Below are 15,972 nucleotides of genomic sequence, written 5' to 3'. Positions count from 1 at the left end.
TATAGATGCATTCACCGCCTGAACTCGCCTGAATCAGAGGCTATAACTTTGGCAGAACGGGCAGTTGCTCGGCATGTGGCGGGGCGCCATGTTAGCGTGGAGGCCTACTTTCCGGGGGGAAATGACATGAACCATGGCATTGTGCGTGGCCTATCAAAAGGTGCGCTTGCAACTCGTGTGCGCCGAGGGGAGATTACTAGGATCGCCAAGGGGCTCTACGTCTGGGGCCGGCCCGAGCCATTAGAGCTTTTGAAGCTGCTGCAGGATCACCGGCCATTCCTCAAGGCGACAGGTACAACGGCTGCCCAGGTACTCCTTGGCGCACCTGTCGCTTTTCCACTGCGGCTTGCCAGCGTGGAGAGAATGCCGGCATCGACTTTTTATGTGCACTCGCGGGTGAGCATCGAAAGCTTTGTTACCTCGTCTGGGATCCGGATTCTTAATCCACTTGTCGCCATGAAGACAGTGAGTCCTGAGCTGGGGATTCGCGTCTTCGAATCCATTTATTCCTCGAAGGCGGGGCGTGCTCGCTTGGATAGTCACCGCGAAGCACTCAATGTCACCCCTGTTGCTAGCCAACGGATGCTGGAGCAAGCCGCATTGTTTACGGATTCCGGTGCGGAGGTCAAGGTGGCCAAGGGATTGAAAAGGCGTGGGCTCAAAGTCGAGTGCAACGTTGTAATCGGCCACTACACCTGGGACATCGTGCTCCCAGAGCTCAAGGTTGCGGTAGAAATCAACGGGATGAAATTCCATTCCCAGCAAGAGTCATGGTTGCGGGACCACTGGAAGAACAACGAAGGTGCTCTGATTGGGTGGTTAACGCTGCGCTACACTGGTCATTGCGTGGCTCATCATCTGGACTATGTCATCGACCAGATAGCTAATGCCAGGAATCCAGACTTTGGGAAGCGCTACTTCAAGTTCATCGGCTTCTGGCATGAGGGCGTGCTGCCACCCAAGCCAAAGCCATGGGAATACAGCGAGCACTTGGGGTATTTACCGCCTGATTACCCGGAACCACCCGGCTTCCCGCAGCCGCCCAACTGCCCTAGATGACGAAGTTATTGCCAGATCTTGAATCAGCGGCGATAACTTTGGCAGAACGGGCAGTGTGGAGCGTGGTCCTGGCAGTAGGACGCGGTCGTTAGGCAGCAACCAGCCCCTCAACAATGAGAGCCAAGGCCGCGCTGATAGCTACGACGAGGACAATGCGGTTGAGCACCGTGGCGTTGATGAAACGGTTGAGGTAGCCGGCGGCAATGAGGCCCAGGATGGCTATCGGCAGGTAGGCCGCGGCGGCGGTGAGCTGCAGGCTGGTGATTTGCCCGCTCAATCCCAAGATGGCTAGTGAGATGGTGCAGCCGATAATGAAGGTGCCCGACAAGGTTCCGCGTATGCGGGCTGGGTCATAGCCTTTAAGCACCAGCGCCATGGGCGGGCCACCGATGGACGTCGACGTGCCCAGAAACCCGGAAGCAGCACCCGCGACAGCAATGTTGGCGGTGGTGCGTTTGGGTGACCAGCCGAGGCTGGACAAGGTCATGGCGAAGATGACGGCGCAGCCGATGAATAAGGAGAGCCCGCGGTGGGAGAGGGAGGCAATTGCCCACGCGCCCGCGAGCGAGCCGGGGATGCGCGCGATGGAGGAAATGGCCACAATGTCCCACGACACTGCCGAGCGTGACTTGAGCATCGTCGTGGTTGAAATGACGAATGCCAGCAGGAGGATGAGCGTGGGAACCAGCTCCGGCTTGATCAGCGCCAAGATTGGGGTGGCGATGGTGCCCAGCCCAAATCCGATGGTGCCCTGGCAGATTGTGCCCACGAGGATGAGCACGCCGATGAAGATATAGAGCCAGCTGAACATTGCTCTACTATCTCACGACAAGCTTTAGGAGCGGACGGTGACCTTCTCGTTGGCCGCGATTTCCTCCAAGCGGTCGGCCGAGCACAGGCCCGCCACAATGACGGCGGAGCCGCCCGCAGCCAGTGGTTCAAGGACGGCCCGCTGGAAGGAGGCGCTGTCCGTCCAGCCTTGGGAAAGCACGCGCTCAGCGCCCAACTCGGTGGGGAAAAGCTCCGGTAGCGGGGTAGTGGTGCCATAGAAGTGATCGCCATAAAAGCGCACGGTGGGGCCGAAATCGATGGTGCCCAGTGGCAGCTCGCCGCCGCTTTCGACAACGCCGCGGCCAAAAGGATCCTGGGTGACTAGCACCGTATCGACCAGCGGTGCTGATGCAGAGCCGGCGCCCGCGTCCGCCGCAGCCTTGAGGTAGGCCTCCGGAGAGGTGAAAACCACGGCGATTTCGTCGGCGTGCGGCTCGGTAGCGGCCGCACCGTCTGTTACGTCGAAGGGGATGCCGGCGGCTAGCGCCCCAAGCGCAATGACGGCAGCCTGCCAGGACACCGGAAGGTCAATGAGGATACGGGAGTCCGTGTCCGGTTCGAGGTCGAGCTCCTCCAGCAGCATGTTGGCGATCTTGGAGGTCCAGTTCTCCAGCGTTTGCGCCGAGAAGTCCATGCGGGTGCCGTCAGTTTCGTTATAAACACTGAGCCGGGGAGCAGAGGCATCGGCGGACAGGAGATGCTGTAGGAGTTCCATGTCCGCCCATCGTAGGTGGCAGGCGCTCAGCCCGCCACGAACGGCCGGTGACTAGGCCTTTGGGCGCGCGGCGAGCTTCACTCGCGGCACGTTTAGTTGACGCAGCGCGGGCCGTCGCCGCCGGCGTCGATCTCAGGCGAAACCTCCGCGGTACCGAAGTCATCGCCCGGGGTACCTACCTGCTGGGTTTCACCGCCTTGGTCAGGCTCCGCAGCAGCCTCTTCTTCCTGTGCGGAATCATCCTTCGGGCCGGCGTAATCATCAGTGGCCACCACGATGAAGGTATCCGGCTCGAGCTCCTCGTTGGCCGTGACCGGCAGTCCGCCGAGCTGCTCGGCTAGGGCCAGGGCGCGCTCATCGTTAGCATCCGCAGCCACAATCTGGGACTCGGTATACAGGCCCGACTGCGCATTGGCCGTGCGCTCCACGGTGTAGCCCACGTTCTTCAGCCATGCGCCGATTCCGCCGGCCATTCCGTCGACGTTGCCGGCGTTGAGGACGTGCAGATTGAGGTCCTCAGCCACGGGCTTTTCGCCATTGTCGTTGCCCTCGTCCGTGGCGGCATCCTCAGACTTTTCGTCTTCTTCGGCCTTTTCCTGGGACTTGGCCAGATCCTCCATGAAGCGATGTACCTCCGCGGTATCGATGGTCACCACCGATTCGCCATAATCACCCACGCCGGTAATGGAGGTCACCGGGATCGTCGTAAAGGTCACGTTGCCGCCGGCCAGCCCAGCCAGCTGGGTAACGAAGCCCATGATGTCCCAACCGTCATCGATGACCACGGAGCGCTCCACGGCATCGGCGATCTTGTTGAGTTTGCCCGGGGACGTCAACGTGCCCGAGTCCAGCACCTTCGAGGTCAGCGATGCCATGTAAGCCTGCTGGCGCACGATGCGGTCAAGGTCACCGCGCGGGAGATCATAGCGCTGACGCACGAAGGACAGGCCCTCGGAGCCCTGCAAGGTCTGGCGCCCGGCCGGGAACTTGGCGCCCGACATCGGATCATCGACGGCGTCGTTGAGGCAGACGTCGACGCCCCCGACGGCGTCGGTAAGCAGCACGAAGCCCAGCAAACCCACCTCAGCGTAGTGATCAACGCTGACATCAGTGAGTTGGTGCACCATCGAAATGAGACCAGAACGGCCGGCTTCCGTGCTTTCCTTCTCGATCTCCTTGTCCGTGTGAGGTGCCTTCTCGCCCGCTGCCTCAGCCTCCGCGTTGTCCTGCTGCAGCTCCTCCATCTTGGCTAGCTTGTGTTGCGCAAAGACGGCGTTGATCTTCGTGTTACCGAAGTCTTCGTCGTGGACATAGGTATCGCGCGGAATGGATACTGCCGTGGCGCGCGAGCCATCGTTGGGAATACGGATCACCATGATGGTGTCCGTGTTTTCCTCTCCTTCGTCCACGCCGGCATGCAGATCTGCCAGCTCCTGTTCGGAAAGCGGATTGCCCTTGGCATCGGTGCGGGAGTCCTTGCCCACGAGCAAGATATCGACCGCGCCATCGAGACTGTTGTCCTTGAAACCACCCTGGTTACCCAGTGCCAGGTTGGAGGCGGAGGAAATATCATTTCCCAGCTTTCCCACGGTGAAGTAGCCCACGCCAGAGAGCACGAGGACGACGGCCGACAGGAATGCGAGGACGGCTTTCACCGGCGTCGATCCTCGTTGGGCGGTGGGCGCGGACTGCGAGGGCGCGGCCTGGATATGGCGGGCGGCGCGCGGGGAGTTCGGGGAAGTCACGGGACTAGTTTAGGTGAGCTCGCTGCAAAAACGTGAAGCAGTGTCGCGGGCGCGTGCGCGCGCTGGCGTTGGGTACGCTCAAATTCATCGTGAAGAATATACAGAAACCCCTGGCCGTGGTCACCGTGACCTTTTCTCCTGGCCGTTACCTCAGTGATTTCTTGTCATCGCTGCGCTTGGCGACGTCCCTGCCTACCCTCACCATCCTCGCCGATAACGGCTCGACCGATGGGGTGCCGGAAGCTGCCGCGCGGGAGCACGCGGACGTGGAATTCCTCGATACTGGGGGAAACCTTGGCTATGGCGCCGGAATGAATGCCGGCGCGCGTTTCGCTCGAGCGAAAGGCGTCGATGAAGAGTTCTTTCTCATTGCTAACCCGGATGTGACGTTTAGCGAAGGTTCTCTGGATGAGCTGATCGCGTGCGCGCGCCGCCACCCAGATGCCGCGGCGGTGGGGCCGCGCATCGTGGAGCCGGATGGCAGCAACTATCCCTCTGCGCGCGCGGTGCCGACGTTGTTGACGGGTGTGGGACATGCGCTCTTTGGCACGATCTGGCCTTCCAATCCGTGGTCGCGTGCCTACCGCGATGATGCCGACATGGACAGCGAGCGCCCCGCCGGCTGGCTATCCGGTTCCTGCCTGCTGGTGCGATGGGAGGCTTTTGAGCAGATCGGTGGCTTTGATGAGCGTTACTTCATGTATTTGGAGGACGTGGACTTAGGCGACCGCTTCACTCGCGCCGGCTGGCGGAATATCTTTTGTCCCACGGCGGTGATTACTCACGCCAAGGGCCATTCGACGCAGGCCCATCGCGGCGCGATGCTGCGTGCCCACCATGATTCTGCCTATCGCTTCCAAGCGGATAGGCACCCGCACTGGTACCAAGCGCCACTGCGCGCGGCTTTGTGGCTGGGATTGCGGGTGCGCGGGCTGGTTTTAAGCGCGTGCCGCGACGGCTCCTAGGGCTGGGGCGCTTATACACTAACGGTGGCTTATCTGATAAGAGATTAAGGAACGATATGACTGAATCAGCGCCCCAGTGGGGATCGACGGCCGATGCCGTCATTCTGGTGGGAGGTCGCGGCACTCGTCTGCGCCCGCTGACGATTGGCACGCCGAAGCCGATGTTGCCCACGGCCAACTACCCATTCCTGCAGCACCTGCTTGCGCGTATCAAGGAAGCAGGAATCGAGCACGTGGTGCTCTCTACTTCCTACAAGGCAGAGGTCTTCGAGGAGTACTTCGGGGACGGCTCCGAGCTGGGCCTGGAGATTGAGTACGTGGTGGAGGAGACCGCTCTGGGCACTGGTGGCGGTATCCGCAATGTCTATGACAAGCTGCGCCAGGATACGGTCATGGTGTTCAACGGTGACGTTTTGTCCGGAATGGATCTCAACGGCATTCTCGATACGCACCACTCCAAGGACGCGGACGTGACGATGCACCTGCTCAACGTTGCTGATCCCCGCGCCTTTGGTTGCGTTCCGACGGATTCTGAAGGCCGGGTGACGGCCTTTTTGGAGAAGACCGAGGATCCGCCGACGAACCAGATTAACGCTGGCTGCTACGTGTTCAAGAAGGATGTTATTGAGACCATTCCGGCTGGCCGTGTGGTTTCCGTGGAGCGTGAGACTTTCCCGCAGCTGCTGGAGTCGGGCCGCCTTGTGGTCGGACACGTGGATAATTCCTACTGGCGCGATATGGGCCGTCCGGATGATTTCGTCCGCGGTTCTTCTGATCTGGTGCGTGGTATTGCGCATTCGCCGCTGTTGGTCGGCCGCACGGGTGAGTCCGTGGTGGATGAGTCTGCGGGTATTGCCGGTGGTGTGCTCCTTCTGTCCGGTACGGCGGTGGGCCGCGGTTCCGTCATTGGGGCGGGTTCGCGTTTGGATGGCACGGTGGTCTTCGATGGTGCGACCATTGAGCCGGGTGCCATCATCAACAACTCCATCATTGCCTCGGGTGCCCACATCGGTGCGAATGCGCACATCGATAACTGCGTTATTGGCGAGGGTGCAATCATTGGTGCGCGCTGTGAGCTGCAGGGTGGCATGCGCGTCTTCCCGGGCGTGAGCATTCCGGACGCGGGCGTGCGTTTTAGTTCCGACGCCTAAGCGCTGCGCCGTAAAAGGAGGACAAGGCACCGAGGAGGAAGGAACCTTCTCGGTGCTTTCCATATCTTTTGGGCGTGACGCATGGTTTTCATGGTGCGATTGAGATCCATGTGTTTTGCCTAACTGGGTGGCGACACGCCGAAGCAACCTTAGAATTGTTCACAGGGTTGGGGGTGGCCACTACATGTAGTACCCCCGATGATTGCCCCCTAGATAGGTAATCTGTGACGGATGTGAAAGTTGAGGATGCTGTACAGCGTTTTCGCTGGAGCCGCCGAAAAATCTCCCGCGACAGGTTGACGATATTTAGTGATTCGGTGTGAAATGACATCAGTGTAATCAACGGCACGGCGGGCACGGCACCGAAAAATCTTTTCGGTGTAGGGTCGGTGCCATCGAATCAAGAGAGAAACGACCTCGGAGAAAGGAAGCGGCGTGGACAATACAACGAATAACAGCGCTATTCTCCGTGGCGGTGCTGCTGCAGAGATGTCGCTCGATGAACTCTTTGGTGCCGTCGAGCAGGAGTGGCAAGACCAGGCGCTGTGCGCCCAGACGGATCCAGAAGCATTCTTCCCGGAAAAGGGAGGCTCTACCCGCGAGGCCAAGCGCATCTGCCAGGCCTGCGCGGTGCGTGATGAATGCCTCGAGTATGCCTTGGAGCATGACGAGCGCTTCGGTATCTGGGGCGGGCTTTCGGACCGTGAGCGTCGCCGCCTCAAGCGTGAGATTGGTTAGAGCTCAAAGCAGCTACTAACTAGCACCAGTACTCCCCCTCACTGCACAGTCCTATGTCATTCGGCTCGGGTCTCGGCGGTGAGGGGGAGTAGTGGTTTTAAGGCAGGGTCGCTCCGCACCCCTAGCCTTTACCAAGTAAAACGCGGATCGATATCACCGGGATCGACGTTGAGGTAATTGGCAACCAGAGCGGTCAACACTGTGGACAGTAGCTCTTCACGCTCCTGCGCGGAGTGCACGCGCTCCTCCACGGGCATGCGGAAAATGACGAGCCGGGCGCGCGTGGGCTGCCCTTCGGAATCAACGCCCGCCGGGACAATGCGCCCGAGCGGAACGGGGCCATCCGCGATGATTTCATCCGGCAACACAGTCATATCAGCTGAGAGGCGCATGCGGGGCACGGTATCAACGGCGAGATCGAGCCCGGTGAGCTGCTCGGCAAAGGCATTGTGAATGGGGGAGTAGGCCTCGAGCACGGCCATGTCGAAGCGCTCGGCGCTGCTGCGGTAGCGCGGCGTATTCTGCGGCAACAGCGGCCCGCGGGCACCACGGCCATGGCGGTGGCGGGCCGGGCGAATATGCGGGCGGGGCGTGGTCATGCGGCTTAGTCTAAGCCGCTTCGAGGCGGGCTCGTGGCGAGACGCGCCGCGCTGAACTATCTAAATCTCAAGTTAGGGTTTAGACTTGGGCCCGTGAATAGCTCTCGCCATTGCTCCCGCCCCGGCTGCGGCCGTCCCGCCGTGGCGACGTTGACCTACGCCTATGCGCAGCAAACCGCCGTCGTGGGCCCGCTCTCCGAAGAAACCGATCCCCATGCCTGGGATCTGTGCGAAAAGCACAGCGCACGAATTACCGCCCCGCAAGGATGGGAAATGGTGCGCGTTGACCGCATCGAGCTCGATGAGGATGATGACCTTACAGCTCTCGCCGAGGCGGTCCGGGAGGCCGGGCGCGTGACCACTGGCTTGGTGGATGATTCCACTGCCGGTTCCGGCGCCGATCCCATTGACTATTCCGCTACTTTCGACGGCGCGGATCCGCGAAATTCGAACCACCCCGTGTTCCGAACCCGCCGCGTCCACGATGCCCGCCAGCGTCGCCGCGCTCACCTGACGGTGGTTCCGGACGCAGAGTAGCCACTCGGGCGCTTTCTAGCCCGTCGGACACTGACTGGTCCGTCGGACGCTTTTTGGCCCGTCGGACGCGGTAGCTCGCGTCCGACGGGGGTATGCTTGTGGGCTATGCGAACTCGTGAACAGCTCAATGCAGTGATCAAGGCCTATGACGTCCGTGGTGTTGTGGGCGAGGACATCGACGAAAACCTCGTGCGCGATACTGGCGCGGCCTACGCCGCCATCCTCCGCGGGGAAGGGGAGACCACCGTGGCAGTGGGCCACGACATGCGTCCGTCCTCCCCGCAGCTGGCCGCCGCCTTTGCTGAGGGCGCTGCCGCGCAGGGCCTCAACGTCATTCAGCTCGGCTTGACCTCGACCGATGAGCTGTATTTCGCTGCCGGCCACCTGAATTGTGCGGGCGCTATGTTCACCGCCTCTCACAACCCGGCTAAGTACAACGGCATCAAGCTCTGCCGCGCGGGTGCTGTTCCGGTGGGACAGGAGACCGGTCTGGAGCAGATCAAGGACATGCTGATTGACGGCACCCCGGCCTTCGATGGCGAGCCGGGCACCGTGACCGAGCGCGAGGTTCTGCCGGACTACGCGGCATTCCTGCGCGGCCTGGTGCCGCTGGAGAACTCCCGCCCACTGGTCGTGGCTGTCGACGCCGCGAACGGCATGGGTGGGCACACCGTCCCGGCGGTCTTCGAGGGGCTGCCTTTCGACGTGCGTGACCTCTACTTTGAGCTGGACGGTACCTTCCCTAACCACGAGGCCAACCCGCTGGATCCGAAGAACCTGGTGGACCTGCAGAAGTTCACCGTTGAGCAGAAGGCGGATATCGGCCTTGCCTTCGACGGTGATGCGGATCGTTGCTTCGTGGTGGATGAGAAGGGCCAGCCGGTGCCGCCTTCCGCTATTTGTGCGCTGGTGACGGAGCGCTACCTGGACAAGTTCCCTGGTGCCACCGTCATCCATAACCTGATTACTTCCAAGACCGTTCCGGAGCTCATCGCGGAAAAGGGCGGCAAGGCCGTTCGTACCCGCGTGGGCCATTCCTTCATCAAGGCCCAGATGGCCAAGGAGAAGGCGGTCTTTGGCGGCGAGCACTCCGCTCACTACTACTTCCAGGAGTTCTGGAATGCGGACTCCGGCATGCTCGCGGCCATGCACGTACTGGCGGCCCTGGGTGAACAGGACAAGCCGCTGAGCGAGCTCATGGCGCAGTACTCGCGCTACGAGGCTTCGGGTGAGATCAACTCCACTGTGGATGACCAGAAGGCCACGACGCAGCGCGTGTTGGATGAGCTGGCGGACAAGATTGAGTCCGTCGACGAGCTCGATGGCGTGACCGTACAGCTGAAGGGCACCGATGCGTGGTTCAACGTTCGCGCCTCTAACACCGAGCCGCTGCTGCGCCTCAACGTTGAGGCCAAAACTGCCGAAGAGGTGCAGGCCATCGTCGACGAGGTGCTTGCCATCATCCGCGCCTAGCGTGAAGGCATGTGCCTTCACACGAAGGCCTTGAGACTTGAGGCGAAAACTGCCCTATCTGACGATTTCCCCCGCGTTCATTGCGGCGGGAGCGATAACTTCGTCAGATAGGGCAGTTGTAGTTGGGGAAGACCCAGCTTGGCCGTGGAGGCTGGGCTGAGGGGCTGGGCCATGGGGCCCCGCCTTGAAACAGCGGACTAGCCGCGCGAGTGGTTGACCATCTCTTCCCACTCGACGAACTTCTTGCGCTCGCGACCCTCGGCCTCACCCAGTGCGCGCTCGGCGGCGTCGAGCTTCTTCCAGCCCTCCCAGGTCAGGTGCTCCAGGCCCTTGGACTCGAAGAGCTCGACGATGTCCTCCTCGCGGGAGTGGGAGAGGTTGCCTGCTTCGGCGTCGGCAAGCAGCATGCCGATGGTCTCCGTGGCATCGGACTTGGTGTTGCCGATAAGGCCCACCGGACCGCGCTTGATCCAGCCGGTGGTGTAGAGGCCCGGCACGACCTCACCGTCGAGGTCAACGACGTGGCCGCCGTCGTTATTGATGACGTTCTTCTGCTTATTGAAGGGCACGCCCTCGATGGCATCAGAGCGGTAGCCCACGGCCAGGTAGACGGCCTGGGCCGGCCACTCGGTGAACTTGCCGGTGCCGGAGACGGAGCCATCGCCGTTGAGTGCGGTGCGCTCGGTCTTCACGGCGGTAACCTTGCCGTTTTCACCGATGAACTCCACCGGCTGCTCGAAGAGGTGAATCTGCAGGGTGTGCGGGGCATCCTTGGGCTCGCGGATGGCGTAGCCTTCCAGAGTCTGGCACACCAGGTCGCAGGACTTGGCCTCTTCGCGGGCCTTGAGGGAGGCCTCGTCGTAGTCGATGTCCTCCGGGTCCACCACCACGTTGATGGTCGGGGAGTGGTCGAGCTCCTTGAGCTCCAGCGGGGTGAATTTCGCCTGCGCCGGACCGCGGCGGCCGAAGACGCGCACGGTGGTGGCCTGGTTCTTGGCCAGGGACTCATAGACGTTGTCGGGAATCTCGGTGGATTCCTTGAGCTCATCGCCGGTCTTGGCCAGGATGCGGGCCACGTCCAGGCCCACGTTGCCCACGCCGATCACCGCGACGTCGGTAGCGGAAAGATCCCAGGAGCGCTCGAAACGAGGGTTGCCGTCGTAGAAGCCAACGAATTCGCCGGCGCCATGAATGCCTTCGAGGTCAGAGCCGGGGATCTGCATGCCTAGGTCGCCGACGGCGCCGGTGGCGAAGACGATGGCGTCGTAGTACTCCTCGAGCTCGGAGACGGTGACATCGCGGCCCACGTTGATGTTGGAGAGAAGGCGAATCTGCTCGGTGTCGAGCACACGGTGCAAAGAGTTGACGATGCCTTTAATGCGCGGGTGGTCCGGAGCCACGCCGTAGCGGATGAGCCCGAAGGGGGCGGGCATCTGCTCGATGAGATCGATCTGAACGTTGCCGCCGGTTTTCTTCACCAGGATGTCGGAGGCGTAGATGCCGGCTGGGCCGGCGCCGATGACGGCTACTTTCAGGGGCTGCTGGGTCATGATGGCCTTTCGGAATGTTGTAGTAACTAACGAAAGCTTAGGTCTAAACAAGCGTGGGTTTCATTGAACCGGCTTGTCTGCTGTAGGGCAACTGGGCCTAATTACATTCGGAGAACATTGTGGCATAAACCCAGCGTGCTTTGCATATTCGGGAGAAAATAAAAAAGACTGCTTTGTCTGTTTTAGCTAGACCGGTAGGTTTTCACTAACCGACGAAAGGCAGCAGATTATGACCACCGCGACGAAGCGACCACCCCGCGCAAAGAAGCCAGAAGGCCAGTGGAAGATTGATGGCACCGCGCCGCTGAACTCCGACGAGGAGATTAAGCAGGCCGATGATGCCCTAGCAGTGCGCCAGCGCGTTATCGATATCTACTCCAAGCAAGGATTTTCCTCGATTCCCGCAGAGGACCTCGCCCCACGTTTCAAGTGGTTGGGCCTGTATACCCAGCGCAACCAGAACTTAGGCGGTGAGATGACCTCCAAGCTCAGCAACACCGAGCTACAGGATGAGTACTTCATGATGCGCGTGCGCTTCGATGGCGGCCACGCGGATCCCGCTAAGCTGCGCGCGGTGGGAGAGATTTCGCGCGATTATGCGCGCTCTACCGCGGACTTTACGGACCGCCAGAACATCCAGCTGCATTGGATTCAGATTGAAGATGTCCCCGCCATCTGGGAAAAGCTGCGCTCCGTGGGGCTAGATACTCTACTGGGCTGCGGCGACGTCCCCCGTGTCATCCTGGGCTCACCGGTAGCGGGAGTGGCTGCTGACGAAATTATCGACGCCACCCCGGCCATCGAGGAGATCAAGAATGACTACCTCCTGCGCGATGAATTCCATAACCTTCCGCGCAAGTTCAAGTCCGCCATCTCCGGAAATGTGCGTCAGGACGTGACCCACGAGATTCAGGATGTCGCCTTCGTTGGTACGGAGCATCCCGAGTATGGCCCGGGTTTCGATTGCTTCGTGGGCGGAGGTCTGTCCACCAACCCGATGCTCTCGCAATCCCTCGGCGCGTGGATCCCGCTCGAGCGCGTCCCAGAGGTGTGGGCTGGAGTCGCACGCATCTTCCGCGACTATGGCTTCCGCCGCAACCGCAACCGTGCGCGCCTGAAGTTCCTGGTGGCGCAGTGGGGCATTGAGAAATTCCGAAAGGTACTGGAAGAGGAATACCTCGACGCACCGCTTCTCGACGGCCTCCCGCTTCCCGTCGCTCCCGGCAACCGTGACCATCTCGGCGTGCACCGCCAGCAGGACGGAAAGTTTTACGTGGGCGTCAAGCCCACCGTCGGGCATGCCACCGGCGAGCAGCTCATCGCCATCGCGGACGTGGCCGAGAAGTTCGGCATCAGCCGCATCCGCACGACGCCGATGAAGGAGCTGCTCTTCCTCGACGTGGAAGAAGAGGACATCCCTGCGCTGTCGCGCGCCCTGGATGAGACGGGCCTGTACTCCCAGCCCTCGGAATTCCGTCGCGGCGTCATCTCCTGCACCGGCCTGGAATTTTGTAAGCTCGCGCACGTGACCACCAAGGCCCGCGCCATCGAGCTCGTCGACATCCTGGAAGATACCCTCGGTGACCTCGACGTCCCGATTTCTATCGCCCTCAACGGTTGCCCCAATGCCTGCGCGCGCTCGCAGGTATCAGATATCGGCCTTAAAGGGCAGATCGTGACCGATGCTGATGGCAACCGTGTCGAGGGTTTCCAGGTCCACCTTGGCGGCGCTCTTGGCCTCTCCCCGGACTGGGGCCGCAAGCTGCGCGGACACAAGGTGGTGGCGGATGAGGTCCCGGACTATGTCATTCGCTTGGTCAACAAGTACAAGGAGCAGCGCGAAGACGGCGAGCAGTTCCGCCACTGGGTCCTGCGCGCGGACGAGGAGGACCTGCAGTGAATTTTCGTCGTCAGCCTAACCCGAACCGTAACCACCCAGCCTTTTGCCCCTACTGCGCCGGAACAAACCTATTTCCAGATGAGGAAGATGATTTTGCCTGGAAGTGCGAAGAATGCCTCCGCATCTTTTCCGTACGCTTCCACGGCCAAGACGATGCCCCCGTAGCGCCCGCGCCGGCGGTCTCCTCCGCGGAGGCGCTGCAGCGCTCTCTCGCTCGCCGCGGCCATTCCACCGCGAAAACTCAGGATTAAGGAAACCCACCATGACCGCCCCGACCGCTACCACTGCATTACTAACCCTGTCACACGGCTCACGCCACCCCGAAGCTGCAGCAAACGTTATGGCGCTGACCCATGCCGCTGGTGAGCTTGCTGGTGTGCCGGCCACCGCCGCACACTTAGAATTCAATGACCCGCCACTCGATGAGGCGGCGCGCTGCCTAGCAGCGCAAGGAATACGCGAGGCGGTCGTTGTGCCTTTGCTCTTTACCGAGGGCTACCACCAGCGCATCGACGTTCCTGAAGCTTTGGCCCAGGCTTCTGCGGCGTCGGGAGTGCGCCTTCACCAAGCCCGTGGACTCGGTACCGGCGAGGACATGGCGCGTCTGCTGGCAGAGCGAGTTCCAGAGGGAACAGATACCGTTGTCCTCTATTCTGTCGGCTCCTCCGATGAGCGTGCCAACGCCGCTGTCGCTGATCTAGCGCGACGCGTCGGCGAGCTGGCCGGTTGCACGGCGAAGGTTGCCTACGCCACGCGCGGTGAGTGCCAGCCCGTTGAGCCAGATGGCAATCAGGAGGTCGTCGTGCCACTCTTTGTGAGCCCGGGGCTGCTTTTAGATCGCCTCGACGAGGAGGCGGAGCACGGCGGCGGGGAGCCCCGGCAGGTTCTCCCTCCGCTGGGTGAGGCACTCGCCGGCATTGTTTCCCACCGTTATACGGAGGTGGCCCATGCGTAGCCTCATCCTCATCGCGATTGCGGGTGCCGCCGCGCAGCTTGTCGACGGCGGCATCGGCATGGGCTTCGGCGTTACCTCCACCACCATCCTGCTACTGGCGGGATTGGGGCCCGCGACGGCCTCCGCCGTGGTGCACACATCGGAGCTAGGCACCACCTTGGTCTCCGGAATTAGCCACTGGCGTTTTGGCAATGTGCATTGGCCCACGGTGCTCAAGCTCGGTGTGCCGGGAGGCCTGTCGGCCTTCATCGGAGCGACGATTCTGTCTAACCTCTCGCTCGAGGCCGCCGAACCCGTGACCTCCGCGATTCTCTTAGTCCTAGGCATCAACCTCGTCTGGCGCTTCTCGCGCCCACGGAGCAGCACATCGCAGGAGACTCGACAGCACTCCACTCCCCTCCTCGCGGGGCTTGGCGTGGTGGGAGGCTTTGTCGATGCTTCGGGCGGCGGTGGCTGGGGGCCGATTTCCACCTCGACGCTCATGGCGGTCGGCCGCGAGCAGCCGCGGCGCATCGTCGGCACTGTTAACACCGCAGAATTCCTCGTTACTTTTGGAGCCACGGCAGGCTTCATCGTTGGCCTCTGGGAAGAGATCGTGGCTAACGCTGCCGCGGTTGTAGCGTTGCTTATCGGCGGAGTCATCACCGCACCGATTGCAGCGTGGCTCATCTCGCGCATCAACCCCACGCTCCTTGGCGGCTTCGTGGGCACGGCTATCGTGACGCTCAACATTCCTAAGGCCCTAGGGTGGGCGCTGGCGCATCAGCAGATCCTTCTTCTGCAGGTCGCTGCGCTGGTCCTCGGAGTTGCTCTCACGGTATGGGCGAACCAACGCCGGGCTCGATCCGCACAGGGCGAGGAGGGGGATAGCACTTCGCAGCAGCGCACTGGCAGCCGTGTCGTCGAAACGACGGAGCCGACTGGCCGCGAGGGCGCCCATGCAGGCAGCTCCGCGGAATCCGAGGAAGAGCGCGTCAGAGTTGATTAGAAGGAGTTGACTAGAACTCGGGGCTCGAGCCCGGCAACCTCACCGATGACGATGACCGCAGGGGGAGCCACCGAGTTTTCTTCCATCGTGGCCCCTAGCTCAGCCAACTCGCACTGGAATGCTCGCTCGCCATCGAGGGAGCCTTCCTGAATGATGCGCACGGGGGTGTGGGGGGAGAGGGAGGCGTCGATCAGCGCGGCGGCGATAGCGGCCGCGTTCTTGACACCCATGATGACGGACAAGGTAGCCCCGGAACGTGCCAGTGCTGCCCAATCCACCAAAGACTTGGGATGGCCTGGCGGCAGGTGTCCGGAGACCACCGTGAAGGCATGGACGACGCCGCGGTGCGTCACCGGCGTCCCCGCCAGTGCGGGCACCGCGACCGCCGAAGTCACCCCGGGGACGACTTCCACCGGGATGCCTGCCGCAGTGAGCGCAGTGAGTTCTTCGAAACCACGCCCAAACACATAAGGGTCCCCACCTTTGAGGCGGACCACGCGGCGCCCCTGGCGGGCGTTGTCAACCAAAATCTCGTTGATGCGCTCCTGGGCCACCTGGGCGCGGTAGGGGATCTTGGAGACGTCGATAAGCTCCTTGGCGTCAATATCGCACAGCTTATCCAGCTGGGCGGTAGGGCCGAGGTGATCTGCCACGATGACCTCAGCATCCTGCAGCGCCCGCATGCCACGCACGGTGATCAGATCCCACGCGCCGGGGCCGCCGCCGACAAGGACTACCGGATGAATGCTCATGGCCACTAATCCTA

General features: G+C 61.8%; 16 protein-coding genes. 10 read left to right on the top strand and 6 right to left on the bottom strand.

The window, feature by feature from the left end; genetic code table 11:
• A partial coding sequence (locus HMPREF2743_RS02515; RefSeq protein ID WP_246824443.1) for a type IV toxin-antitoxin system AbiEi family antitoxin domain-containing protein occupies window positions 1–1,059 on the top strand: 1,059 nt, incomplete at its 5' end.
• An 88-nt stretch (window positions 1,060–1,147) separates the two neighbouring features.
• Here HMPREF2743_RS02515 and HMPREF2743_RS02510 read toward each other — a convergent pair.
• The 3 genes from HMPREF2743_RS02510 to HMPREF2743_RS02500 form a co-directional block, all read right to left on the bottom strand.
• Window positions 1,148–1,870, bottom strand: a complete 723-nt coding sequence (locus tag HMPREF2743_RS02510; RefSeq protein WP_070818116.1) for a sulfite exporter TauE/SafE family protein — start codon at window positions 1,868–1,870, stop codon at window positions 1,148–1,150.
• Window positions 1,871–1,894: 24 nt separating this feature from the next.
• On the bottom strand, window positions 1,895–2,605 hold the full coding sequence (locus tag HMPREF2743_RS02505; protein WP_070818115.1) for a TIGR03089 family protein: 711 nt from the start codon (window positions 2,603–2,605) through the stop codon (window positions 1,895–1,897).
• A gap of 92 nt (window positions 2,606–2,697) precedes the next feature.
• On the bottom strand, window positions 2,698–4,350 hold the full coding sequence (locus tag HMPREF2743_RS02500) for an LCP family protein (protein ID WP_210400239.1): 1,653 nt from the start codon (window positions 4,348–4,350) through the stop codon (window positions 2,698–2,700).
• Between the two features lie 89 nt (window positions 4,351–4,439).
• Between HMPREF2743_RS02500 and HMPREF2743_RS02495 the strand changes: the two genes are divergently transcribed.
• The 3 genes from HMPREF2743_RS02495 (at window position 4,440) to HMPREF2743_RS02485 (ending at window position 7,204) form a co-directional block, all read left to right on the top strand.
• Entirely contained in the window at window positions 4,440–5,315 is an 876-nt protein-coding gene (locus tag HMPREF2743_RS02495; RefSeq protein ID WP_070818119.1) for a glycosyltransferase family 2 protein, read from the top strand.
• A gap of 56 nt (window positions 5,316–5,371) precedes the next feature.
• Complete coding sequence (locus HMPREF2743_RS02490) at window positions 5,372–6,466, top strand: mannose-1-phosphate guanylyltransferase (protein WP_010189217.1); 1,095 nt, start codon at window positions 5,372–5,374, stop codon at window positions 6,464–6,466.
• A gap of 489 nt (window positions 6,467–6,955) precedes the next feature.
• Window positions 6,956–7,204, top strand: a complete 249-nt coding sequence (locus HMPREF2743_RS02485; protein ID WP_005528147.1) for a WhiB family transcriptional regulator — start codon at window positions 6,956–6,958, stop codon at window positions 7,202–7,204.
• Between the two features lie 128 nt (window positions 7,205–7,332).
• Here HMPREF2743_RS02485 and HMPREF2743_RS02480 read toward each other — a convergent pair whose 3' ends face one another.
• Complete coding sequence (locus HMPREF2743_RS02480; protein WP_070526269.1) at window positions 7,333–7,803, bottom strand: metallopeptidase family protein; 471 nt, start codon at window positions 7,801–7,803, stop codon at window positions 7,333–7,335.
• Window positions 7,804–7,896: 93 nt separating this feature from the next.
• On the opposite strand from HMPREF2743_RS02480, the gene HMPREF2743_RS02475 reads away from it, so the two are divergent.
• Entirely contained in the window at window positions 7,897–8,340 is a 444-nt protein-coding gene (locus HMPREF2743_RS02475; protein ID WP_012714896.1) for a DUF3499 domain-containing protein, read from the top strand.
• Window positions 8,341–8,445: 105 nt separating this feature from the next.
• Window positions 8,446–9,813, top strand: coding sequence for a phosphomannomutase/phosphoglucomutase (locus HMPREF2743_RS02470; RefSeq protein WP_070526267.1), 1,368 nt, complete (start codon window positions 8,446–8,448; stop codon window positions 9,811–9,813).
• A gap of 197 nt (window positions 9,814–10,010) precedes the next feature.
• On the opposite strand, the gene HMPREF2743_RS02465 is transcribed toward HMPREF2743_RS02470, so the two are convergent.
• Window positions 10,011–11,363 (bottom strand): FAD-dependent oxidoreductase, encoded by a 1,353-nt coding sequence (locus HMPREF2743_RS02465; protein WP_070526264.1) that lies wholly within the window; start codon window positions 11,361–11,363, stop codon window positions 10,011–10,013.
• Between the two features lie 229 nt (window positions 11,364–11,592).
• On the opposite strand from HMPREF2743_RS02465, the gene HMPREF2743_RS02460 reads away from it, so the two are divergent.
• Genes HMPREF2743_RS02460 through HMPREF2743_RS02445 form a run of 4 tightly spaced genes read left to right on the top strand, consistent with a single transcriptional unit; the run spans window position 11,593 to window position 15,206 of the window.
• On the top strand, window positions 11,593–13,263 hold the full coding sequence (locus HMPREF2743_RS02460) for a nitrite/sulfite reductase (protein WP_070517833.1): 1,671 nt from the start codon (window positions 11,593–11,595) through the stop codon (window positions 13,261–13,263).
• Window positions 13,260–13,514, top strand: a complete 255-nt coding sequence (locus HMPREF2743_RS02455; protein WP_010189207.1) for a hypothetical protein — start codon at window positions 13,260–13,262, stop codon at window positions 13,512–13,514. Before HMPREF2743_RS02460 ends, HMPREF2743_RS02455 begins: the two co-directional genes overlap by 4 nt.
• An 11-nt stretch (window positions 13,515–13,525) precedes the next feature.
• Window positions 13,526–14,218 (top strand): sirohydrochlorin chelatase, encoded by a 693-nt coding sequence (locus HMPREF2743_RS02450; RefSeq protein ID WP_070818113.1) that lies wholly within the window; start codon window positions 13,526–13,528, stop codon window positions 14,216–14,218.
• Window positions 14,211–15,206: a sulfite exporter TauE/SafE family protein gene (locus HMPREF2743_RS02445; protein WP_070818112.1), complete on the top strand. Its 996-nt coding sequence runs from the start codon at window positions 14,211–14,213 to the stop codon at window positions 15,204–15,206. The genes HMPREF2743_RS02450 and HMPREF2743_RS02445 overlap by 8 nt, the downstream gene beginning before the upstream one ends.
• Here HMPREF2743_RS02445 and cobA read toward each other — a convergent pair.
• Complete coding sequence (gene cobA / locus HMPREF2743_RS02440) at window positions 15,203–15,958, bottom strand: uroporphyrinogen-III C-methyltransferase (protein ID WP_070818111.1); 756 nt, start codon at window positions 15,956–15,958, stop codon at window positions 15,203–15,205. The two genes, HMPREF2743_RS02445 and cobA, sit on opposite strands and share 4 nt — an antisense overlap.
• Window positions 15,959–15,972: the final 14 nt, after the last annotated feature.

It is taken from the genome of Corynebacterium sp. HMSC036D02 (genome assembly GCF_001836165.1).
In the GTDB taxonomy this organism is placed as follows: Bacteria; Actinomycetota; Actinomycetes; order Mycobacteriales; family Mycobacteriaceae; genus Corynebacterium.
This window is presented reverse-complemented; position numbering and strand designations above follow the sequence as displayed.